This is a genomic window from Ruminococcus sp. RTP21198st1_G1_RTP21198_201120 (assembly GCF_040924265.1).
Classification (GTDB): domain Bacteria; phylum Bacillota; class Clostridia; order Oscillospirales; family Ruminococcaceae; genus Hominimerdicola; species Hominimerdicola aceti.
In genome coordinates this window covers 75,669-97,620 of record NZ_JBCOMH010000001.1, presented here as the reverse complement: position 1 = coordinate 97,620, position 21,952 = coordinate 75,669, and the positions used below count along the sequence as shown (strand labels likewise).

At 45.1% G+C, this 21,952-nt stretch carries 33 protein-coding genes; all 33 read left to right on the top strand.

Features of this window, described 5'->3' with window-relative positions; all coding sequences use genetic code 11:
• The first annotated feature begins 64 nt into the window (after window positions 1-64).
• The 33 genes from AB5627_RS00580 (at window position 65) to secY (ending at window position 21,930) form a co-directional block, all read left to right on the top strand.
• Window positions 65-949 (top strand): YitT family protein, encoded by an 885-nt coding sequence (locus AB5627_RS00580; RefSeq protein WP_368369615.1) that lies wholly within the window; start codon window positions 65-67, stop codon window positions 947-949.
• Window positions 950-961: 12 nt separating this feature from the next.
• Window positions 962-1,609, top strand: coding sequence for an HAD family hydrolase (locus tag AB5627_RS00575; protein WP_368369614.1), 648 nt, complete (start codon window positions 962-964; stop codon window positions 1,607-1,609).
• A gap of 659 nt (window positions 1,610-2,268) precedes the next feature.
• Window positions 2,269-2,418, top strand: coding sequence for a 50S ribosomal protein L33 (gene rpmG, locus AB5627_RS00570; RefSeq protein ID WP_002848320.1), 150 nt, complete (start codon window positions 2,269-2,271; stop codon window positions 2,416-2,418).
• Window positions 2,419-2,439: 21 nt separating this feature from the next.
• Window positions 2,440-2,694 (top strand): preprotein translocase subunit SecE, encoded by a 255-nt coding sequence (gene secE, locus AB5627_RS00565; protein ID WP_022287006.1) that lies wholly within the window; start codon window positions 2,440-2,442, stop codon window positions 2,692-2,694.
• A gap of 44 nt (window positions 2,695-2,738) precedes the next feature.
• On the top strand, window positions 2,739-3,269 hold the full coding sequence (gene nusG / locus AB5627_RS00560; protein WP_038672647.1) for a transcription termination/antitermination protein NusG: 531 nt from the start codon (window positions 2,739-2,741) through the stop codon (window positions 3,267-3,269).
• A 139-nt stretch (window positions 3,270-3,408) separates the two neighbouring features.
• On the top strand, window positions 3,409-3,834 hold the full coding sequence (gene rplK / locus AB5627_RS00555; protein WP_022287004.1) for a 50S ribosomal protein L11: 426 nt from the start codon (window positions 3,409-3,411) through the stop codon (window positions 3,832-3,834).
• A 104-nt stretch (window positions 3,835-3,938) separates the two neighbouring features.
• Entirely contained in the window at window positions 3,939-4,634 is a 696-nt protein-coding gene (rplA, locus tag AB5627_RS00550; protein WP_022287003.1) for a 50S ribosomal protein L1, read from the top strand.
• Between the two features lie 229 nt (window positions 4,635-4,863).
• A complete protein-coding gene (locus AB5627_RS00545; RefSeq protein ID WP_288177739.1) occupies window positions 4,864-7,074 on the top strand; it encodes an alpha-galactosidase in 2,211 nt (736 codons plus the stop codon).
• A 177-nt stretch (window positions 7,075-7,251) separates the two neighbouring features.
• On the top strand, window positions 7,252-9,540 hold the full coding sequence (locus AB5627_RS00540) for a cellulose-binding protein (protein ID WP_333634935.1): 2,289 nt from the start codon (window positions 7,252-7,254) through the stop codon (window positions 9,538-9,540).
• 115 nt (window positions 9,541-9,655) lie between these two features.
• On the top strand, window positions 9,656-9,787 hold the full coding sequence (locus tag AB5627_RS00535) for a hypothetical protein (protein ID WP_267301081.1): 132 nt from the start codon (window positions 9,656-9,658) through the stop codon (window positions 9,785-9,787).
• Between the two features lies 1 nt (window position 9,788).
• On the top strand, window positions 9,789-10,439 hold the full coding sequence (locus AB5627_RS00530; RefSeq protein WP_302837660.1) for a hypothetical protein: 651 nt from the start codon (window positions 9,789-9,791) through the stop codon (window positions 10,437-10,439).
• Window positions 10,440-11,193: 754 nt separating this feature from the next.
• On the top strand, window positions 11,194-11,508 hold the full coding sequence (gene rpsJ, locus AB5627_RS00525; protein ID WP_022286999.1) for a 30S ribosomal protein S10: 315 nt from the start codon (window positions 11,194-11,196) through the stop codon (window positions 11,506-11,508).
• Between the two features lie 94 nt (window positions 11,509-11,602).
• Window positions 11,603-12,238 (top strand): 50S ribosomal protein L3, encoded by a 636-nt coding sequence (gene rplC / locus AB5627_RS00520; RefSeq protein WP_022286998.1) that lies wholly within the window; start codon window positions 11,603-11,605, stop codon window positions 12,236-12,238.
• Between the two features lie 17 nt (window positions 12,239-12,255).
• Window positions 12,256-12,879, top strand: coding sequence for a 50S ribosomal protein L4 (rplD, locus tag AB5627_RS00515; protein WP_038672642.1), 624 nt, complete (start codon window positions 12,256-12,258; stop codon window positions 12,877-12,879).
• Window positions 12,879-13,169, top strand: a complete 291-nt coding sequence (rplW, locus tag AB5627_RS00510) for a 50S ribosomal protein L23 (RefSeq protein ID WP_038672640.1) — start codon at window positions 12,879-12,881, stop codon at window positions 13,167-13,169. The genes rplD and rplW overlap by 1 nt, the downstream gene beginning before the upstream one ends.
• A gap of 193 nt (window positions 13,170-13,362) precedes the next feature.
• On the top strand, window positions 13,363-14,196 hold the full coding sequence (gene rplB, locus AB5627_RS00505) for a 50S ribosomal protein L2 (RefSeq protein WP_022286995.1): 834 nt from the start codon (window positions 13,363-13,365) through the stop codon (window positions 14,194-14,196).
• A gap of 23 nt (window positions 14,197-14,219) precedes the next feature.
• Window positions 14,220-14,501, top strand: a complete 282-nt coding sequence (rpsS, locus tag AB5627_RS00500) for a 30S ribosomal protein S19 (RefSeq protein ID WP_022286994.1) — start codon at window positions 14,220-14,222, stop codon at window positions 14,499-14,501.
• A gap of 19 nt (window positions 14,502-14,520) precedes the next feature.
• A complete protein-coding gene (gene rplV / locus AB5627_RS00495) occupies window positions 14,521-14,856 on the top strand; it encodes a 50S ribosomal protein L22 (RefSeq protein WP_022286993.1) in 336 nt (111 codons plus the stop codon).
• A gap of 20 nt (window positions 14,857-14,876) precedes the next feature.
• Window positions 14,877-15,659, top strand: coding sequence for a 30S ribosomal protein S3 (gene rpsC / locus AB5627_RS00490; protein WP_022286992.1), 783 nt, complete (start codon window positions 14,877-14,879; stop codon window positions 15,657-15,659).
• Window positions 15,659-16,090 carry a 50S ribosomal protein L16 gene (gene rplP, locus AB5627_RS00485; RefSeq protein ID WP_022286991.1) on the top strand — a complete coding sequence of 144 codons (432 nt, stop codon included), beginning with the start codon at window positions 15,659-15,661 and terminating at the stop codon, window positions 16,088-16,090. Before rpsC ends, rplP begins: the two co-directional genes overlap by 1 nt.
• A complete protein-coding gene (rpmC, locus tag AB5627_RS00480; RefSeq protein ID WP_022286990.1) occupies window positions 16,090-16,287 on the top strand; it encodes a 50S ribosomal protein L29 in 198 nt (65 codons plus the stop codon). The genes rplP and rpmC overlap by 1 nt, the downstream gene beginning before the upstream one ends.
• Before the next feature lie 21 nt (window positions 16,288-16,308).
• Entirely contained in the window at window positions 16,309-16,569 is a 261-nt protein-coding gene (gene rpsQ / locus AB5627_RS00475) for a 30S ribosomal protein S17 (protein ID WP_022286989.1), read from the top strand.
• Between the two features lie 73 nt (window positions 16,570-16,642).
• The gene (gene rplN, locus AB5627_RS00470) at window positions 16,643-17,011 is read left to right on the top strand and encodes a 50S ribosomal protein L14 (RefSeq protein ID WP_022286988.1); all 369 of its coding nucleotides are present in this window, start codon (window positions 16,643-16,645) and stop codon (window positions 17,009-17,011) included.
• Window positions 17,012-17,028: 17 nt separating this feature from the next.
• On the top strand, window positions 17,029-17,352 hold the full coding sequence (gene rplX, locus AB5627_RS00465; protein ID WP_022286987.1) for a 50S ribosomal protein L24: 324 nt from the start codon (window positions 17,029-17,031) through the stop codon (window positions 17,350-17,352).
• A gap of 16 nt (window positions 17,353-17,368) precedes the next feature.
• The gene (gene rplE / locus AB5627_RS00460; protein ID WP_022286986.1) at window positions 17,369-17,911 is read left to right on the top strand and encodes a 50S ribosomal protein L5; all 543 of its coding nucleotides are present in this window, start codon (window positions 17,369-17,371) and stop codon (window positions 17,909-17,911) included.
• Between the two features lie 14 nt (window positions 17,912-17,925).
• Window positions 17,926-18,111 (top strand): type Z 30S ribosomal protein S14, encoded by a 186-nt coding sequence (locus tag AB5627_RS00455; protein WP_022286985.1) that lies wholly within the window; start codon window positions 17,926-17,928, stop codon window positions 18,109-18,111.
• Between the two features lie 16 nt (window positions 18,112-18,127).
• Window positions 18,128-18,526, top strand: coding sequence for a 30S ribosomal protein S8 (gene rpsH, locus AB5627_RS00450; protein WP_022286984.1), 399 nt, complete (start codon window positions 18,128-18,130; stop codon window positions 18,524-18,526).
• A gap of 13 nt (window positions 18,527-18,539) precedes the next feature.
• Window positions 18,540-19,091 (top strand): 50S ribosomal protein L6, encoded by a 552-nt coding sequence (gene rplF, locus AB5627_RS00445; protein WP_022286983.1) that lies wholly within the window; start codon window positions 18,540-18,542, stop codon window positions 19,089-19,091.
• A gap of 18 nt (window positions 19,092-19,109) precedes the next feature.
• Entirely contained in the window at window positions 19,110-19,469 is a 360-nt protein-coding gene (gene rplR / locus AB5627_RS00440) for a 50S ribosomal protein L18 (RefSeq protein ID WP_022286982.1), read from the top strand.
• 15 nt (window positions 19,470-19,484) lie between these two features.
• Entirely contained in the window at window positions 19,485-19,985 is a 501-nt protein-coding gene (rpsE, locus tag AB5627_RS00435) for a 30S ribosomal protein S5 (RefSeq protein ID WP_022286981.1), read from the top strand.
• A gap of 14 nt (window positions 19,986-19,999) precedes the next feature.
• Window positions 20,000-20,176: a 50S ribosomal protein L30 gene (gene rpmD / locus AB5627_RS00430; protein WP_022286980.1), complete on the top strand. Its 177-nt coding sequence runs from the start codon at window positions 20,000-20,002 to the stop codon at window positions 20,174-20,176.
• A 15-nt stretch (window positions 20,177-20,191) separates the two neighbouring features.
• Window positions 20,192-20,632 (top strand): 50S ribosomal protein L15, encoded by a 441-nt coding sequence (gene rplO / locus AB5627_RS00425; protein WP_022286979.1) that lies wholly within the window; start codon window positions 20,192-20,194, stop codon window positions 20,630-20,632.
• 2 nt (window positions 20,633-20,634) lie between these two features.
• Window positions 20,635-21,930: a preprotein translocase subunit SecY gene (gene secY, locus AB5627_RS00420; RefSeq protein ID WP_022286978.1), complete on the top strand. Its 1,296-nt coding sequence runs from the start codon at window positions 20,635-20,637 to the stop codon at window positions 21,928-21,930.
• The last annotated feature ends 22 nt before the right edge of the window (window positions 21,931-21,952 follow it).

Genomic DNA, 21,952 nt, shown 5'->3' with positions numbered 1-21,952 from the left:
ATTTTACGAGGCATCAGGGGAAAAATAAGCCTATCTTTGCTTTTGCATAGCTTGGAGGGCTTTTATGATACTTCTGAATAAATTGTTTTCGGCAGAAAAGTCTGCAAAGGGCAGAGTGGACTATCCTCTCTTGCTTCTCGGTGCGGTCATATATGGCGTGAGCGTTGGGTTGGTTTTAAGCCCTAACGAAATTGCCCCCGGAGGTGCTTCGGGGCTTGCTGTCATGTTGTCAAGATTTCTGCCTCTTGGTGTCGGCTCGCTTACAATGGCGATAAATCTTCCTTTGTTGGCGGTTAGCCTTTATGTGTTCGGCTGGCATTTTCTTTTGGGAACTGTTGTAGCTATTGCAGTTTCAGGTCTGACTGCGGATATGTGTACGCTTTTTACACCACTTACAAATGATATTTTTCTCAGCGCAATAGCAGGCGGTATTCTGTTGGGCGCAGGCTGTGGGATAGTTTTTCGTTCAGGGGGAACAACAGGCGGAACTGATATCGCCGCTAAGCTTATCAAAAGGAAAAAGCCCTACATGGCGGCAGGACAGATCTTTATGCTTGCAGACGGTGTGATATGTGTGCTCAGCGGTTTTGTTTTCGGCAGTATCGACAATGCACTGTATTCGTTCTTTACGCTGTGGGTGTTCTCAAAAACACTGGATATGATACTCTACGGCGGCGACAGAGGAAAGCTTGCGCTGATAATAAGCCCTGCCGCAGATAAGATACTCCATAGGCTTCTTAATGAGGGCAACTTGGGGTGTACGGTCATAAAAGCCCGAACGGGATACACGGGAGAGGACAGAGATCTTATACTTTGCGCAGTGAGAAAACGCAGGATAACGGATGTTCGCAGGATAGCATCGGAAACTGACGAAAAGGCTTTCGTGCTTGTGGGTGACGTGAGTGAGATAATAGGCGAGGGCTTCAGGCTCTCTGATGAATACTTCTGAAAGGACATTACAATGGACATAAAAGATTTTAAGGGACACATTTTCGACTTGGACGGCACTCTGACAAGATCAAATCACGTTTGGTCAAAGATAGACGAGGAATTTCTCGGCAAGCGTGGGATAAAAGTGCCTGAGGACTATTTCAAGCAGGTGTCTGCAATGAATTTCGAGCAGGCGGCTGTTTATACAAACGATAGATTTTCTCTGGGTGAGAACATTCAGGATATAATGAAGGAATGGTTCGATATGGCGGTGTATGAGTATACGAACGTTATCGAGCTTTGCGGAAACGCAGGGGAGTATGTACGAAAGCTTAAGGAACAGGGCAGGAAGATAGCATTGGCGACCGCTTCAACTGAGGAGCTTTATAAGCCTGTGCTAAAAAGAAACGGCATTTTGGATCAATTTGATTGCTTCGTGTCTACAGAACAGGTGAAGAGGGGAAAGGGCTTTCCTGATGTTTATGAGCTGGCGGCTGAAAAACTGGGGCTTCAATCGAAGAATTGCGTGGTTTATGAGGATATTGTTGAGGGCATAAAGGGAGCGAAAGCAGGAGGGTTCTTTGCTGTGGCTTGCTTGAATGACCATTACTCGCATGACTGGGACGAGATGAGAGAGATTGCCGATGAGGTCGTTGAAAATGGGGAGTTTCCGGTTTAATGAGGAATGAGGAATTAGGAATGAGGAATGGGCGTAGCTGACCATAGTTGTGCACAAGTATAAAGAAGAAGTCAGCACCGAGCGTAGCGAGCACTTAAACGCAGGCTCAAGCCCGGCGTTAGAGGGCTTGTGGGTTCTTAGGGCAAAGCCCTAAGCGGAGCTTGAGGCAGAGCCTCATTCGGCGACAGCCGACAAGGTGCAGATTTAATTAGAAAAAGCACGCAAAAGTCTGATATCAAATAAAGGTAATATCGGAGCAAAAATCTGCACCGCCTACCCTATCCCTAAGTAAATGTAAATCCGCAAAGAGCGTAGCGATTTTGCGGCATGGCAAATTTGCCCGAAGAAAAATAATCATCGCCGCAAGGCGATACCATAATTCCTCACTCCTCACTCCTCACTCCTCATTCCTCACTCGACAAGCGAAAAAATTTACAAAAAATTAATAAAATTCTTTGACAAATGATTGACAAAGAAGAACACAGATGTTATAATTGTAGTACCTCTTTATGAGGTCTATTTTTTTGCGCTCTTTTTTTGAGCGTGAAAAAGCATAAGTTACCTCAGGGCTGTGTGACAGCTTGCGTGAAAACGTATGAGGGAGGCAGACGTACCCTGAATGTTCTTGCGGGGTATAAATTTCGTCAGGAGGTGCCGAAATGAGAGTAAAAATTACACTTGCTTGTACTGAGTGTAAGCAGAGAAACTACAACACTAAGAAGAACAAGAAGAATGACCCTGACAGACTTGAAATGAACAAGTATTGCAAGTTCTGTAAGAAACACACTCTTCACAAAGAGACTAAGTAATATTGAAAGGAGCTATTTCTAATGGCTAAAAAAACAGATGTTACTAAGTCTTCAAAAAAGGATACCGGCAAGGATCAGAAGAAAAAGGGCGGAATAAGAAAATATTTCAGAGAGCTTAAAGCTGAAATGAAAAAGGTCGTTTGGCCTACAAGACAGCAGGTGACTAAGAATACGGGAGTTGTTCTCTCGGTAATGGTCGTTATGGCTCTGTTCCTTTTCGGCGTTGATTCAGGTCTGGGTGCAGCTATCAAGGCTATCCTTAAGATCGGCGGCTAAGCCGTCACAGCGGTTTTGACAACATCAATATGGAGGTAAGAAACATGTCAGAAGAAGCAAAGTGGTATGTTGTTCACACTTATTCAGGTTATGAGAATAAGGTAAAAAGCAATATTGAAAAGGTTGTTGAAAACCGAAACCTTCAGGATCTGATCCCTGAGGTAATGATCCCAATGGAGGAAGTTACCGAAGTAAAGGGCAATAAGATCGACAAGGGCGACAGAAAGCTTTTTCCAAGCTATGTGCTTGTAAAAATGGTGCTTACAGACGATTCATGGTATATCGTTAGAAATACCAGAGGCGTTACGGGCTTCGTTGGTCCTGCGTCAAAGCCTGTTCCGCTGACCGATAAAGAGGTCGCTGCACTGGGTGTTGACACACAGAGAAGCGCTAACGTTCAGGTCGGCTTCAAGGAAGGCGACAACGTCGTTGTAACAGCAGGCTCATTCGAGGGCTTCACAGGAGTTGTGGAGAAATTCGATATGGAAGCACAGACGGCAGACGTCAGAGTATCTATGCTGGGCAGAGAAACAACCGTTACTATGCCGCTGACACAGATAAAGTCTGAGGAATAAGGAAAAAGGCGGTAAAACCCCGCAAACATTCGTGAAAATGGAAGCAAAGCCGTCAATGACGGTTCGGATATACGGCTTCCGGAAACGTGGGAGAGCGTATGGCGCTCGCCTTACCACTTAATTATGGAGGTGCGAACAAATGGCACAGAAGGTAGTAGGCTATATTAAGCTTCAGATTCCAGCAGGAAAGGCAACTCCTGCACCACCGGTTGGTCCAGCTCTTGGTCAGCACGGTGTAAACATCATGGCGTTCACAAAGGATTTTAACGAGAGAACTAAGAACGATATCGGTCTTATCATCCCTGTTGTTATCACAGTTTACGCAGACAGATCATTCACATTCATCACCAAGACTCCTCCGGCAGCAGTTCTCATCAAGAAGGCTTGCAAGATCGAGTCAGGTTCCGGTGTTCCTAACAAGACTAAGGTCGCAACTATCACAAAAGAGCAGCTTCAGAAGATCGCTGAGCAGAAGATGCCTGACCTGAACGCAGCAAACATCGAGAGTGCTATGAGCATGATCGCTGGTACATGCCGTTCAATGGGCGTTGTAGTTGAGGACTAATCAATCGTACTGTGCATTCATGCACGGCAATGGTGGGAGGAATTTTCCGCTAACCGACTAGATATCCACTGTCGGTATTACCACTTAATGAGGAGGAAATATTAATGAAACATGGCAAGAAGTATGTTGACAGCTTCAAGGCTATCGACAAGGCTAAGCAATATGACGCTCCTGAGGCTCTGGAACTTGCAGCTAAGGGTGCTAAGGCAAAGTTCGATGAAACTATCGAGCTTCACATTCGTCTGGGCGTTGACTCAAGACACGCTGATCAGCAGGTAAGAGGTGCTGTTGTACTTCCAAACGGAACTGGTAAGACTGTAAGAGTTTGCGTATTCTGTAAGGAAGACAAGTACGAGGCTGCTAAGGCAGCAGGCGCTGACTATGTTGGCGGCATGGATCTCGTTGAGAAGATCACAAAGGAAAACTGGATGGATTTCGACGTTGTAGTTGCTTCACCTGACATGATGGGTGTTGTAGGACGTCTTGGTAAGATCCTCGGACCTAGAGGACTTATGCCAAACCCAAAGGCAGGAACTGTTACTCCAGACGTAGCTAAGGCTGTTACAGAGGCTAAGGCTGGTAAGATCGAGTATCGTCTTGATAAGACAAACATCATTCACTGCCCTATCGGTAAGGCTTCATTCGGTGTTGAGAAGCTCGAGCAGAACTTCAACACACTTATCAACGCTGTTGTAAAGGCTAAGCCAGCCGCTGCTAAGGGTCAGTATCTTAAGAGCGTAGTTGTAGCTTCTACAATGGGCCCTGGTATCAAGATCAGCACTGCTAAGTACGGCAACTAATCTGATAACAGATAAATATTGAATTTTTAAGGGACTTGTGCTAAATGCATAAGTCCCTTTTTTATATATTCCCACAATTTGAACCACTCATGTTCAAATATTTGCATTATCAAGAAAATTTAACAAAATAATTTTTAAAGTAATCGTTTTACCCTGTTGCATTATTTTTTTTATGTGTTATAATATCAATTGAGCCGTAAGGTTCAGATTTTTGCAAGGAGTGATAATTATCAATATCTTTTATAACGAAAAAGATAAGGCTTTCAAGCTGAGAGCCAATAATACAGACTATATGATGAAGGTCTGCGAGGAGGGCTACCTCGCTCACGTTTACTATGGAAATAAAGTCCCTGACGAGGATCTGACTTATCTTCTCCGCCTTGACGAAAGCCCTTTTACCCCTGCCACTAACGACCGTGACAGAGCAAGCTTTATGGATACACTGCCTTTTGAATATCCATGCTTCGGTCTTGGCGACTACAGAGAGTCTGCTTTCAAAATAATGGACGCTAACGGTATGTCGACCTGCGACCTGAGATATGTTTCTCATAAAATGTATGAGGGCAAGCCAAAGCTTGAGGGTCTGCCTGCTACTTTCGCTACTGAGGAAAGCGGTTGTTCAACTCTCGAGATAACAATGTATGATAAGTATGCTGATATCGAAGTCGTTCTTATCTACACAGCTTTCGATAAGCTTGACGTTATCACACGTTCCGCTGTTATCACAAACAAGAGCGAAAAGCCGTTCAAGATAACAAGAGCGCTTTCAGCTTGCGTTGATTTTGATACAGACAAAATGGATATGATAACCCTCAACGGCTCATGGGCTAGAGAAAGAGCTGTTGAAAGATGCAGACTTCACCATGGTAAACAGCTTGTTGATTCCTGCAGGGGCGAATCATCACATCAGAACAATCCGTTCGTTGCTCTTTGCGACAATAACGCTGACGAGGATAAGGGCGAGGTGTTCGGTTTCAACTTTGTTTACTCTGGAAACTTCTATGCTCAGGCAGAAGTTACTCAGCATAAGAAAACTCGTTTTCTTATGGGTATAAATCCTCTTGACTTCGAGTGGCTTCTGGAAAAGGGCGAAAGCTTCACCTGTCCTGAAGTAGTAATGGTGCACTCTGACGAGGGTATAGGCAAAATGTCAAGAACTTTCCATGACCTCTATAGAAACAACCTTATCAGGGGCGAGTATAAGGATAAAAGACGTCCGATACTCATTAACAACTGGGAAGCTACTTACTTTAACTTCGATACAGACAAGCTTATAGATATCGCTAAGGAAGCTTCAAAGCTTGGCATAGAAATGCTTGTTATGGACGACGGCTGGTTCGGTCATAGAGATTCTGATAACTCATCACTGGGCGATTGGTTCGTTTATGAGAAGAAGCTCAAGGGCGGTCTTAAATATCTTGTTGACGAGGTAAATAAGCTTGGCATGAAGTTCGGCATTTGGTTCGAGCCTGAAATGATATCCCCTGACTCTGAACTTTATAAGGCTCACCCAGACTGGGCTATCCAGATAAAGGGCAGACCTCTGACACTTTGCAGAGAGCAGTATGTTCTTGACTATTCAAGAAAAGAAGTCAGAGATTACGTTTACGGCATGATGAAGAAGATTCTCGACAGTGCGAATATCGAGTACATCAAGTGGGATATGAACAGACAGCTCACAGAGGTCGGCTCGGCTACCCTGCCTGCTGAAAGACAGAGAGAGCTTTGGCACAGATACGTCCTCGGTGTTTATGACCTTATGGACAGACTTACAACAGATTATCCTCATATCCTGCTGGAGAACTGCTCAGGCGGCGGAGCAAGATTTGATCCCGGTATGCTTTACTACAGTCCACAGATATGGTGCTCTGATGATACAGACGCTATCGAAAGACTGAAGATACAGCACGGCACTTCAATGTGCTATCCATGCTCAGCAATGGGTGCGCACGTTTCCGATTGCCCTAATCATACTGTTGGCAGAAACACTCCGTTCAAAACAAGAGGTCACGTTGCTATGGTGGGTACGTTCGGCTATGAGCTTGACGTAACAAGGATACCGCAGGAGGACAGGGACGCTATCCCAGCACAGATAGAGGAGTTCAACAAGTTCAACAAGCTTGTAAGAACAGGCGACCACTACAGAATAGGCAATATGTTTGAGGACAACACCTGGGACGCTTGGGAGTTCGTTGCAAAGGACAAGAGCGAAGCTCTCTTTGAATTCGTTCAGGTGCTTGGCAGACCAAACGAAAGATCAAGACGTATCAAGCTCAAAGGTCTTGAAGCTGACGCTTACTATTATGAGGAGAACGAGCCTGACAAGAAGATATCAGGTGCGGCACTTATGAATGCAGGTATCAACATCGCAAAGATGTGGAATGGTGACGGACTTTATGGCGACTTCTGCTCAAAGATACTTCATTTTATAAAGGTGTAAGAGCAAAGCGTTTATCAAAGTTGTGGTAAGTTTAGATAAATACACAAAAGACTATTGACAATTTGAAGATATTGTAGTACAATAGTTGTAAAATAAGTTCAAATTTTAAAGGCGGAGCTCTTCCGCCTTTAAATAACACAGAGATGTAAACGAATACAACTTATAAGGAGAATTTTTATGAGGTTAAAAAAGCTAATGGCAGTGGTTTGTGCCGCCGCCCTTACAGTGACAGCTTTCGCAGGCTGCTCAAAAAAGAACGATTCCTCCAGCGGCTCTGACAGCAAGGGCGACGCTAAGAAGGAGTATTACAACGCTCAGCCTGTTGACACTGGCTGGGAGTGGGGAAATGTCGAGATAGTTGACGGTGGTTTTATCCCTGACGTCATCTATAACCCTACTGAGGAGGGGCTTATCTACGCCAGAACAGATATGGGTGGCGCTTATAAGTATAATAAGGATACTCAGCGTTGGGAGTGTATAACAGATTGCTTTGGTGGCGACGATTGGAACTATAACGGAACAGAGAGCCTTGCAACTGACCCGGTTGAGCCAAACAGAGTTTATCTTGCGGCTGGTACATACTCCACAAACAACGGTGCAATATTTGCTTCTGACGATTACGGCAAGAACTGGACTATCTGCGAAATGCCTTTCGGCATGGGCGGTAACGAGGTCGGAAGAGGCTGCGGTGAAAGACTTCAGGTAGACCCTAACGATAACTCTATACTTTACTTCGGCTCAAGAGCTGACGGACTTTGGAAGTCCACAGACTATGGCGCAACATGGAACGAGGTCACTTCATTCCCTACAAAGGGCGGATATACTGAAGACGGATATTCTATCGGACTTACATTTGTGGCATTCGATAAATCAAGCTCTGAAAAGGGTCAGGCAACAAAGACAATAATCGTTGGCTCAGCAGGAACACAGGGGGATTATCTCTATCGTTCTGATGACGCAGGCGAAACCTGGACAGCTATCCCTAATCCAAAGTCTGAGGCTACAGGCGACAAGACCGAGAAGCTCAAGCCTTGTCAGGGCGAGATATCTTCTGACGGATATCTCTATTCAACATGGTCTTATAAGGTAGGACCAAACGGCGCTTCTGACGGAGCAGTTCAGAAGTATAACCTTAAAACAGGCGAGTGGACAGAGATAACTCCTGAGAGATCTTATACTTGCGGTTACAATGGTATCTCAGTAAACCCTAACGACCCTAACATGATAGTATGCACAACTCTTGACCTCTGGGCATATTTCGACAACCTTTTCGTTTCCTATGACGGAGGCGAAACTTGGAACGGCATTTGGAGCTGTGACGAGAACGGCAAGACGGTAAACAACTTTGATCTCGATATAAGCAATGCTCCTTGGCTGGATTGGCAGGGACAGCTCAAGCCGGGCTGGTGGATGACAGGCGTTGCTATCAACCCGTTCAACCCAGATGAGGTTCTTTACACAACAGGTGCAACTATCTTCGGCACATCAAATCTTTCAAAGATAAAGGACGAACCTGTTGACATAAGCGTAAAGGCAATGGGCATTGAAATGACAGCTATCTTTGACTTCGTTTCACCTCTCGATAATGGCGAGGGTACTCCTGAGCTTTATTCCACAATGGGTGACCTTTACGGCTTCCGCCATGATGATGTAACAAAAGCTCCGCAGGAGCATTATGGCGACTTCAAGGCGACCTCTATAGACTGTGCGGCACAAGATTATAAGATAGTAGTAAGAGCGACAGACGATGGCGACGGCTCGGTTTACTATTCAACAGACGCAGCCGAAACTTGGCAGGCAGTGGAAACACTTCCGGAGGGCGTTGGCAAAAAAGCAGGCGGCACAGCTAAGCTTTCCGCTGACGGCAAGACCATTTTCTATCAGAGCGGCACAACAGGCGTTGCTGCGGCAGTAACAAGCGACTTTGGCAAAACATGGACTACCTGCGAGGGACTTCCTGCCGGTGCAGTTATTGAAACAGATAAGGTAAATCCTGATAAGTTCTACGGCTCATATGACGGAACGTTCTATATGAGTACAGACGGTGGAAAGACTTTCAGTCCTATAGCAAATATGCTCGTTTCAGCAACATCAATGAAAGCTTGTCCTGATACAGAGGGCGACCTTTGGATACCTGTAGGTGCGGGCGGAGTTTACTATCTTGACTCATCAACAGGCACTCTCGCTCCTACATCTAAGGACGTTACACTGTGCGATGCTATTGGTCTTGGTAAGCCTGAAAAAGACGGCGACTATATGGCTCTTTACATGATGGGCGAAGCAAATGGCGACGGCTACGGAATCTACCAGTCCACCGACAAGGGAGTAACATGGAAGCGTATCAATGATGACACACAGAAGTGGGGCAACGTTAGAAAGATAATCAGCGGCGACCCTAAGGTATACGGCAGAGTTTATGTAGGCACTGACGGACGTGGTATCATTATGGGAAACGTTAAGCAGTAATACATTATAATATAGCGAACAGAGCGGTGCAGATAGTGCCGCTCTGTTTTTGTCTTTGCCCGAATGTCAGGCGTTTCCGCATCTTGCATAAGTGAATAAAATCGGAGGTGCAAATTTGTGCATTGTTATGATAAATCTTAAAATCATCTTAGCAAAATTACAAATGCTTGCATTTGGTGCAGATTTTTGTTATTATGTTACTGTAAGAACAGATCAGAAGATACAGACAACAGAAAGGGGCGCTTAATATGAACGATGCAAATAAAGAAACAAACGTAGCTTATGAAGAGCCGAAAAAGAAAGTGCATATAAAGCTGCTGATATTCCTTGCGCTGATAGCGGCGCTGGTCATATGTTGGGGGCTGAAAATCGTGACGTTTTATTACAAAACTCACGGCATATGGGGATACTATTTTTATAAGGGCTGTGATGCGGAGGTCGTCCACCAACTGCCAGAGGGTCTCACTGACGAGGATATCTCAAATGCGGTAATAATGCGCACATACAATAGAGGCGAAGCAAATGACTATGAGAATGCAGGCAAAAACGACTTTTTTGTGGAATCCCATTATCTTATGGGCGTGCAGAGTATCAACGATGAGACCTGCAAGGTCTATATACTGAGCAATGACGGACATTATAAAGGTGCGGGCAATATGTACAGCGGCGGTCTGGTCGTAAGAATGTTGGACTTTAAAAAGCAGGACGACAATTGGACAATGACCAAGATGTGGGAGCCAAGAGGCGGAGCAATGTATGAAGGCTCGATCAGGGAAACTATCCCCTCTGAGCTTGCTGATCTTATATTCAGCGATGAGGAAACAGAGATCAAAAAGACGATCACCGATGAAACGGAAGAGAAGGTCAAGGCGTACTATGACACTGACGAAGTGGCGTAATATAAACTTTGTATAACATGATACAGCAAAATGGGACGTCGAGGACGCTGTCCCCCTATACCATACCTCTTGTAAGGGCGACCTGTGGTCGCCCGTTCTTTTTGCGATAGCAAAATTATTGCGATAAATAGTAGCATTTTACCCTGCTAAAGCCCCGAAAAACCGACTTTTACAACGAATATGAATAAAATGTAGCGGCAAATGATACTCATAGTGAAATTTGTGCAATGTGCATATAAACACGTTGAGAAGTCAGTGAAAATTCTATATTGTAATTTGTCTGTAACCGCTTGCAAATGGGGTAAAAGTAGTGTATAATAATACTTGCGTGACTGCACAGTGTATTTAATGTACACGATGATGATATGCGATGAAGCGGAAGGTTGCTGACAGTTGGTCAGGTAATTTCCGTGGAGTATGTCCGATTTTAAACCGGGCGACTGTTAATACCGAACACAGTATGTGCTTATGCTTCTTGCGATAGCGGACAAGGTCTGCTTTAGCGTGAGTATGTGTGATGCTGTGTGCGCTGTTTTCTGAGTCCGAAAGCCTTGCGGGTTTCGGAATTTTTTATGAGAACGGCAGGGAACACACGGCAGAGTGTAAACGGGTATCAACAGAAAGCTTTTAAAGCTCGAACCTGTCAATTGCGTAAGCGATCGGCACGCCTCGATCATTTACGCAATTGACTGAGGCTTGAGTGAAAGAAAGCTGCCCCCTAAACTTTTTTAATTTGCACAAGGAGGCGATTTAAGTGGCAGTCAATGAAAAGATCAGAATCAAGATCAAGGGTTACGAGCATGCGGTTGTAGACGCAGCTGCAGCAAAGATCGTTGAGGCTGTTAAGCGTTCAGGCGCACAGGTTTCAGGTCCTATCCCACTTCCTACAGACAAAGAGGTAATCACTATCCTCAGAGCTGTACACAAGTACAAGGATAGCCGTGAGCAGTTCGAGATGAGAACTCACAAGAGACTTATCGATGTTCTGAGACCTACAAAGGAAACAACAGCAGCTCTTGAAAATCTTGAACTTCCTGCAGGCGTTAACATTGTTATGGAGATCAAGTAATCTCCAAATGAGATCGCGTGCGATCTCAAAAAACATTTAACACGCAGGTCACGTCGGACAAGTCCGACCAATAACCACATAGGAGGAAAACATAATGCAAAAGGGAATCATCGGTAAGAAAATCGGTATGACACAGATTTTCGATGAAGCAGGAAAAGTAATTCCTGTAACAGTTGTTGAAGCTGGTCCTTGCGTTGTCGTTCAGAAGAAGACAGTTGAGAATGACGGCTATGAGGCTGTTCAGCTTGGCTATGGCGACATCAGAGCGAAGAGAGTAAACAAGCCTCTTCAGGGTCACTTCAAGAAGGCTGACGTTGCAATGAAGAGAACTCTTAAGGAGTTCAGACTTGCTGACACATCAGCTCTTAATGTTGGAGATATCGTAAAGGCTGACACATTTGCTGCAGGCGACATCGTTGATGTCAGCGGTACAAGCAAGGGTCACGGATTCTCCGGTACGATCAAGCGTCACAACAACTCAAGACTTAAGGAAACTCACGGTACAGGTCCTGTACACAGACACGCAGGTTCTATGGGTGCTTGTTCATCACCTTCAAGAATCTTCAAGGGCAAGGGTATGCCTGGTCAGTACGGTAACGTAAAGGTAACTGTACAGAATCTTGAGATCGTCAAGGTAGACGCAGAAAACAATCTTATCGCAATCAAGGGCGCAATTCCTGGACCAAAGAACGGTACAGTTACAATTTGCGACTGCGTTAAGAAGGCTTAGTGGAAGGAGGAATCATAATGTCACAGATTTCAGTATTTGATATGACAGGCAAAAAGGTTGCCGACACTGAGCTTAACGATGCTATTTTCGGTATCGAGCCAAACAAGGCTATCATGCACGCTATGGTTGTAAATTATCTTGCTAACCAGAGACAGGGCACACAGTCAACTCTTACAAGAACAGAAGTAAGAGGCGGTGGTAGAAAGCCATGGAGACAGAAGGGAACAGGTCACGCAAGACAGGGTTCTATCAGAGCTCCACAGTGGGTACACGGTGGTGTTGCTCTCGGTCCTAAGCCAAGAGATTACAGCTATTCACTTAATAAAAAGGAAAGAAGACTCGGTATGAAGTCTGCACTTTCAACAAAGGTCGTTGACGAGAATCTCGTAGTTGTTGATTCAATCAAGCTCGAGAGCTACAAGACAAAGGCAGTTGTTGAGATGCTCAAGGCACTTGGTGCTGAGGGTAAGGCTCTCATCGTTACAGCAGAGTCTGACAAGACTGTTGTCAAGAGTGCAGCCAACATTCCTGGCGTTAAGACAGCTACTGTAAATACTCTCAGTGTTTACGACATTCTGAACTATGATAAGTTTATCGTTTCTTCAGAGGCTGTAAAGAAGATTGAGGAGGTTTACGCATAATGAGAACTGCTCAAGATATAATTTTAAAGCCAGTTATCACTGAAGATTCTATGGACAGACTTCAGGCTAACAGATACACTTTCAAGGTCGCTAAGGACGCTAACAAGATCGAGATCGCTAAGGCAGTTGAAGAGCTTTTCAACGTAAAGGTAGCTAAGGTAAACACGATCAGCGTTAAGGGTAAGCAGAAGAGAATGGGAAGAAGCGTAGGCTACAGACCAGACTGGAAAAAAGCGATCGTTACTCTTGAGGGTGACAAGACAATCGAATTCTTCGAGGGCTTGTTCTAAATCCTCTAAAAGAGGTGCAGCGTAAGGCTGCATTGCTCCGAAGAACTTCATGAATACCGAGAAGCCTTCGGAAAGGTCTTGCGAGGCGGCGAGGACCGCTCATCATTTCACCGCAGGACGTAAGTATGGAAGGGCGCTTGGCGTGAAAACGCTTTGACCTTTTCGCAAAACTCAGATAAGGAGTGAATTTCAAATGGCAATAAAGAGCTACAAGCCTACAACAGCCGGCAGAAGAGGTATGACAGTTACCGATTATTCCGAGCTTTCAAAGGTTGCTCCATGTAAGTCTCTGCTTGAGCCACTCAAGAAGAACTCAGGTAGAAACAGCTACGGTAGAATCACTGTTCGTCACAGAGGCGGCGGAGTAAGAAGAAAATACCGTGTAATTGATTTTAAGAGAAACAAACTCGATATGAACGCAACAGTTCTTACTATCGAGTACGATCCAAACCGTTCAGCATTCATTGCTCTTGTAGAGTATGAGGACGGCGAGAAGAGATACATCATCGCACCTTATGGTCTTAAGGTTGGTGACGTAATCAGAGCAGGCGCAGACGCAGACATCAAGCCTGGTAATGCACTTGCAATGATCAACATTCCTGTTGGTACTTTCATTCACAACATCGAGCTTTATCCTGGTAAGGGCGCACAGCTCGTTCGTTCAGCAGGAAACATGGCTCAGCTCATGGGTAAGGAAGACAACTACGCACTTGTAAGACTTCCTTCAGGCGAGATGAGAAAGGTCCCTGTAAACTGCATGGCTACAATCGGTCAGGTAGGAAACATCGACCATGAGAACGTAAATATCGGTAAGGCAGGTAGAAAGCGTCATATGGGCTGGAGACCTACCGTTAGAGGTTCTGTAATGAACCCATGCGATCACCCACACGGTGGTGGTGAGGGTCGTGCTCCAGTTGGTAGACCAACTCCAGTTACACCTTGGGGTAAGCCTACAATGGGATACAAGACCCGTGCTAAGCATCATCGCTCCGATAAGTTTATCGTAAAACGCAGAAACGGTAAGTAATGCTGAAAGGAGGCAGATGATCAATGGGTAGAAGTGTCAAGAAGGGACCATACGTACAGGAGGTCCTTTACAAGAGAGTTAAGGCAATGAACGATGCAGGCGAGAAGAAGGTGCTCAAGACATGGAGCAGAGCTTCTACAATATTCCCTGAATTCGTTGGTCACACATTCGCAGTTCACGACGGACGTAAGCACGTTCCTGTATATGTAACAGAGGACATGGTTGGTCACAAGCTGGGAGAGTTCGCTCCAACAAGAACATTCAAGGGTCATGCAGGTTCAAAGACCTCAAACAACGGTAAGTAGTGCGGAAGGAGGAATACAAATGGAAGCAAAAGCAATTCTGAGAAATGCTCGTATTGCTCCTCGTAAGGTACAGATCGTTCTCGATCTGATCAGAGGAAAAGACTATGATGTTGCAATGGCAACAGTAAAGCATACACCAAAGGCTGCAAGTGAATATCTTGAGAAGCTTCTGAAGTCCGCCGCTCACAACGCTGAGAACAACCATAACATGGATAAGAACAACCTTTACGTTGCAGAGTGCTATGTTTGTCCAGGACCGATAATGAAGAGAATCATGCCAAGAGCACAAGGCAGAGCATATAGAATCCTTAAGAGAACATCACACGTTACGATCGTTCTTAAGGAAAAGGAATAAGCTGAAAGAGGAGGTAAACTATGGGACAGAAAGTAAATCCACACGGACTTCGTGTCGGTGTGATTAAGAATTGGGACTCCCGCTGGTTTGCAGAAAAGGGTACTTTTGGCGATACACTGGTTGAGGATTACAACGTTCGTAACTTTATTCTTAAAGAGCTGAATACAAGATCAAAGAATCCAGCAGATAAGTGCGTATACGCCGGCGTTCCAAAAGTAGAGATCGAAAGATTTGCCGATAAGGACGGCGGTCAGAAGGTAAGAATCCACATCCACTGTGCAAAGCCTGGTATCGTAATAGGCAGAGGCGGCGCAGAGATTGAAAAGCTCCGTGCAAACGTTGAAAAGATGATCGGCAAGAGCGTTGCTATCAACATCGTTGAAGTAAAGCAGCCTGACATCAATGCACAGCTCGTTGCAGAAAAGATCGCACACGATCTTGAAGATAGAATCTCATTCAGAAGAGCAATGAAGCAGTCTATCGGCAGAGCAATGAAGCTCGGCGCTAAGGGTATCAAGGTTAGATGCGGCGGCCGTCTTGGCGGTGCAGAGATCGCTAGAGCAGAAACATACCACGAGGGTACAATTCCACTTCAGACGATCAGAGCTGACATCGACTATGGTACAGCTGAGGCACACACAACTTACGGTAGGATCGGCGTTAAGGTATGGATATACAGAGGCGAGGTTCTTAAGGGCGAAGTTGCTGCTTCAGACAAGAGAGAGTCAAACGACAGAAGACGCCAGAACAGAAATGGTAAGCGTGACTTCAATAAGGCTAAAAAAGAGGGAGGTAACAAGTAATGCTGCTTCCAAAGAGAGTTAAGTTCAGAAAACAGCACCGCGGCCGTATGACAGGCAAGGCTATGAGAGGTAACACAGTTTCTCACGGTGAGTATGGTCTTCAGGCTCTTCAGCCTGCTTGGATCACATCAAATCAGATCGAAGCTGCCCGTATCGCAATGACAAGATACATCAAGCGTGGCGGTCAGGTTTGGATCAAGATCTTCCCAGATAAGCCTGCAACAAGAAAGCCTCTTGGAACTCGAATGGGTAAAGGTAAGGGCGCACCTGAGTATTGGGTAGCCGTTGTTAAGCCAGGCAGAGTAATGTTCGAGATCGCAGGAGTACCTGAAGAGACAGCTAGAGAAGCAATGCGTCTTGCAATGCACAAGCTGCCTATCAAGTGTAAGTTCGTTAAAAGAGATACTCAAGAAACGGGTGGTGAGCAATAATGAAGGCTAATGAAATCAAGGATATGACAGTCGACGAGCTCAACAGCAAACTCGCTGAGCTCAAGCAGGAGCTTTTTAACCTTCGTTTCCAGCACGCTGTAAATCAGTTGGAGAATCCTAAGAGACTTCAGGCTGTGAAGAAGGATATTGCTCGTGTAAAGACATTCATTCGTAAGCAAGAGTCCAATGTTCAGTAATTTTCGAAGGGAGGATTAACTGTGAGCGAAGAGAGAAATTTGAGAAAAACCAGAGTTGGCGTTGTAGTTTCCAACAAGATGGATAAGACTATCGTAGTTGCTATCAAGGATAACGTACAGCACCCACTTTACAAGAAGATCATCAAGAGAACAGTTAAGCTTAAGGCACATGACGAAAACAATGTTTGCAATATAGGCGACAAGGTTGAAGTTATGGAAACAAGACCTCTGTCAAAGGACAAGAGATGGCGTCTTGTTAACGTTCTTGAGAAGGCTAAGTAATTAAAACGCAATAGTGCAGGTGGCAGATAACTTCTGCCGACCGCACGTTAAATTCTGAAAGGAGGAACGCACTGTGATACAAATGCAGACTTACCTGAAGGTAGCAGATAACTCCGGAGCAAAGGAGCTTATGTGCATCAGGGTACTCGGCGGAACACGCAGAAAGTATGCAAACATCGGTGACGTTGTAGTTTGTTCTGTTAAAAAGGCAACACCAGGCGGAGTTGTTAAAAAGGGCGACGTTGTTAAAGCAGTAATCGTTCGTTCAGCTAAGGGTCTTCGTCGTGCAGACGGCACATATATCCGTTTTGACGAAAACGCAGCTGTTATTATCAAAGAAGACAAGAACCCAAGAGGTACTCGTATATTTGGACCAGTAGCTAAGGAGCTCAGAGAGAAGGATTATATGAAGATCCTTTCACTTGCTCCAGAAGTTCTTTAATTGGAGGTGTCGTAACAATGAATAAGGTACACGTAAAAACAGGCGACACCGTCGTTATCCTCTCCGGTAAGGACAAGGGTAAGAAGGGCAAGGTCCTGGAAGTTTCCCCTAAGGAGGGAAAGGTAATCGTTGAGGGTCTTAACATTGCTACAAAGCACGTTAAGCCAAGACGTCAGGGCGAGCAGGGCGGCATAGTTGAGGCTGAGGCTGCAATGTACGCTTCAAAGGTACAGGCAGTTTGCCCTAAGTGCGGCAAGCCAACAAGAGTCGCTCATAAGTTCCTTGAGGACGGTACTAAAGTTAGAGTCTGCAAGAACGCAGACTGCGGCGAAGAATTTTAATTAGGAGGATATTACGATGGCTAGACTTAAAGAATATTATGTTAGCGACGTAGCTCCTGCTATGATGAAGAAATTCGAATACGCTAACGTTATGCAGATCCCAAAGCTTGATAAGGTAGTTATCAACGTGGGCTGCGGCGCAGATAAGGATAACAAGAAGGTTATCGACGCTATCATGACTGATCTGGCTGCTATCACAGGACAGAAGCCGATCGTTTGTAAGGCAAAGAAGTCCGTTGCTAACTTCAAGCTCAGAGACGGACAGATCATCGGTGTTAAGGTAACACTGAGAGCTGAGAAAATGTATGAATTCGTTGACAGACTTTTCAACGTAGCATTTCCTCGTGTAAGAGATTTCAGAGGTATCAACCCTAACTCTTTCGACGGCAGAGGCAACTACTCTACTGGTCTTAAGGAGCAGCTGATCTTCCCTGAGATCGAATACGATAAGATAGATAAGGTTCGTGGTATGGATATCAACTTTATCACAACTGCAAAAACTGATGAAGAGGCAAAGGAGCTGCTTTCACTTATGGGTGCTCCATTTGCTGATAAGTAAGAGGAGGATAAAAAATGGCTAAGAAGGCTATGATCAACAAACAGCAGGCTACGCCTAAATATTCCACTCGTGCTTACAACAGATGTAAGATCTGCGGAAGACCTCACGCTTATCTGAGAAAGTTCGGCGTTTGCCGTATCTGTTTCAGAGAGTTGGCTCACGAGGGTAAGATTCCGGGAGTTAAGAAGGCTAGTTGGTAAAAGGAGGTTAACACGCATGCAAATTACTGATACAATAGCGGATCTTCTTACAAGAATCCGTAACGCAAGTACTGCGAAGCACGCAACAGTTGACGTTCCTGCATCTAATATGAAGAAGTCGATCACACAGATCCTCGTAGACGAAGGATACGTTAAGGACTTCAAGATCATTGAAGACGGTAAGCAGGGTATCATTAGAATTACTCTTAAATATGACGAGAACAGAAATCCAGTCATCACAGGACTCAGAAGAGTATCAAAGCCTGGTCTGAGAATTTACGCAAGCTGCGAGGATATGCCAAAGGTTATAAAGGGTCTTGGCATTGCTATCGTATCTACTTCAAAGGGCGTTATCACAGACAAGAAGGCTAGAGAGCTGAATGTCGGCGGAGAAGTTCTCGCATTCATCTGGTAAGGAGGACTAAGTTATGTCAAGAATAGGTATTAAGCCAATTAGTGTTCCTGCAGGTGTAGAGGTTACTGTTGCAGACGGAAACGTAGTTACAGTAAAGGGTCCTAAGGGTTCACTCACAAAAGAGTTCCACAAGGATATGATAATAAAGTGTGCAGACGGCGTGATCACAGTAGAGCGTCCTTCAGAGGATAAGCTCCACAAGTCACTGCACGGTCTGACAAGAACACTCGTACACAACATGGTAGAGGGTGTTACAGAGGGTTTCGCAAAGAAGCTTGAGATCGTTGGTGTAGGTTACAGAGCACAGAAGCAGGGTAAGAACCTTGTTATGAACCTTGGTTTTTCTCATCAGGTAATCGTACCTGAAACAGATACTATCAAGATCGATGTACCTGACGCAAACCACATCGTAATTTCAGGTTGCGACAAGCAGGAAGTAGGTCAGTTTGCTTGTGAGATCCGTGAGAAGCGTCCACCAGAGCCTTATAAGGGTAAGGGTATTCGTTACGAAGGCGAGTATGTTATCCGTAAGGAAGGTAAGGCTGGTAAGGGCAGCAAGAAGTAATAAAAGGAGAGAATTACTATGGTTAAAAAGCTTGACAAGGCTAAGGCAAGAGCAAAAAGACATCAGAGAGTCCGCAACAAGATCAACGGAACAGCTGATTGTCCTCGCCTCAACGTATTCCGCTCCTCTAAGCATATTTATGCACAGGTTATCGACGACGTAAACGGCGTAACACTTTGCAGCGCTTCCTCAATGTCCAAGGACTTTGAAGGCAACGGCGGCAACAAGGAAGGCGCTCGTAAGGTCGGCGAAATGATCGCTCAGGCGGCTAAGGCAAAGGGCATCGAGAATGTCGTATTCGACAGAGGCGGCTACCTTTACCACGGACGTGTTCAGGAGTTGGCAGACGGAGCCCGTGAAGGCGGACTTAAGTTCTAAAGAGGAGGGTAAACATTGGCTTTAATAGATGCTTCAAACATGGAACTTACTGAAAAGGTCGTTGCAATTAACAGAGTATCAAAGACTGTTAAGGGCGGCCGTATAATGAAGTTCTCAGTCCTCGTAGTAGTAGGCGACGGAAACGGAGTAGTAGGTTTCGGAATCGGTAAATCAGGAGAAGTTCCTGACGCAATCAGAAAGGCAATCCAGGACGCCAAGAAGAACCTTATCAGAATTTCACTTAAGGGAACAACGATCCCACACGAAATTATCGGTAAGTTCGGTGCAGGCGAGGTTCTTCTCAAGCCTGCAGCACCAGGTACTGGAGTTATCGCAGGCGGCACAGTAAGAGCCGTTGTAGAAGCTGCCGGAATTAAGGATATCAGAGCTAAACAGCTCCGTTCAAACAATCCTTACAACGCAGTAAGAGCTACAATAAGCGGTCTTGCTAACATCAGAAGCGCTGAAACAGTAGCAGCTCTCAGAGGCAAGACAGTTAAAGAAATTACAGGCTAAGGAGGATAACAGTTATGGCAATAAACATCGAACTGATAAAGAGCCTTAACGGAAGAAGCGATAAGCAGGTCGCTACCGCTAATTCACTGGGTCTCAGAAAAATCGGGGATAAGACTTGTCAGCCTGACAATCCTCAGACAAAGGGAAAGGTAAAGGTTATCTCCCATCTTATTAAAGTAACTGAAGCATAAGGAGGTGCAATCTGAATGAAACTGCACGAATTATCACCTGTTGCAGGCTCCGTAAAGGAGAGCAAGCGCAAGGGCAGAGGTCACGGTTCTGGTAACGGAAAGACCGCAGGCAAGGGACACAAGGGTCAGAAGGCTCGTTCCGGCGGCGGAATAAGACCGGGCTTTGAAGGCGGACAGACAATGCTCGCAAGAAGAATCCCTAAGCGTGGATTCAACAATATTTTCGCAACAAAGTATGCTATCGTAAATGTATCTGATCTTGATAGATTTGTTGACGGCACAGTTGTTGATACTGAGCTTCTTAAAGCTTCAGGCATCATCAAGAAGGAACTTGACGGCGTCAAGATCCTCGGAAACGGCGAATTAACTAAAAACCTTACCGTTAAGGCTGCAAAGTTCTCAGCAGCTGCTAAGGAAAAGATTGAAAAGGCAGGCGGGAAGGTTGAGGTGATGTAATTGTGATAGAGACATTTCGTAATGCCTGGAGAGTTCCGGAATTAAGAAAAAAACTTCTATTTACTTTTTTCATCATCATCATCTACAGAGTCGGCGGTACAGTTCCTGTACCTTACCTTGACTCAGTCGCATTGTCAGCATGGTTTGAACAGAGTGCTTCGTCAGGTGACTTTTTTAGCTATCTGAACGTTCTGTCAGGAGGTAACTTTTCAAAAGCTACTCTCTTGGCGCTCTCCGTTTCACCTTATATCAATGCACAAATTATCATTCAGCTTCTGACCTACGCTCTCCCACCGCTGGAAAGACTCCAGAAGGAAGGCCCTGAGGGTAGAAAGAAACTTAACAAGATAACAAAATATGCGTCACTTGCTATTGCTATCTTCCAGGCGTGGGCTTATTACCTCACCATGAAGAAAGCGGGTGCTTGTGTTTACACAGAGGGCTTTAGCAAGATATTCGCAGAGATAGTTATTATCGCTTGCTTTACAGCAGGTGCGTCACTGACGATCTGGCTTGGTGACGAGATAAACGAGAAGGGTATCGGAAACGGTATCTCAATGCTCCTGTTCGCAGGTATCATTGCAAGAGGTCCTTCAGCAGTTATCGGTCTGTTCGATTACATGAAGACAGGCGAGGCTAAGAACATCATTCTCGTAATTGCTATCCTTGTTGTGTTCGTTCTGATGATAGGCTTTATCATCTTTATGAACGAGGCTGAAAGAAGAATACCGATACAGTACGCTAAGAGAGTAGTCGGCAGAAAACAGTACGGCGGTCAGAATACTTTTATTCCGATCAAGATCGCAATGAGCGGCGTTATGCCTATCATCTTTGCAATGGCTTTCATGTCACTGCCTTCAACACTCAAAATGTTCATTGAACCTAAGAGCGGAAGCTTCTACGATCACTTCCTTCACTGGTTCGAGTACACTCATCCGTTCTACGCTTGTCTGTACTTTGTGCTGATAATCGGCTTTAACTATTTCTATGTTTCAATGCAGTATAACCCACTTGAGATCGCAAACAACCTCAGACAGAACAACGGCGGTATCCCTGGTATCAGACCTGGTAGACCAACTTCCGATTATCTTAAGAAGGTTCTGTCAAAGATAACATTGGTAGGAGCTGTGTTCCTCGGAATAATCGCTATCTTCCCTATTATCTTCACTTCGATCACAAAGATGAATATTGCAATGGGTGGTACTTCGATACTCATCGTTGTATCAGTTGCTCTTGAAACTGCAAGAACTATGGAATCTCAAATGATGATGCGTCATCATAAGGGCTTCCTTGAATAAACCATAGGCTTTACGTTTGAGA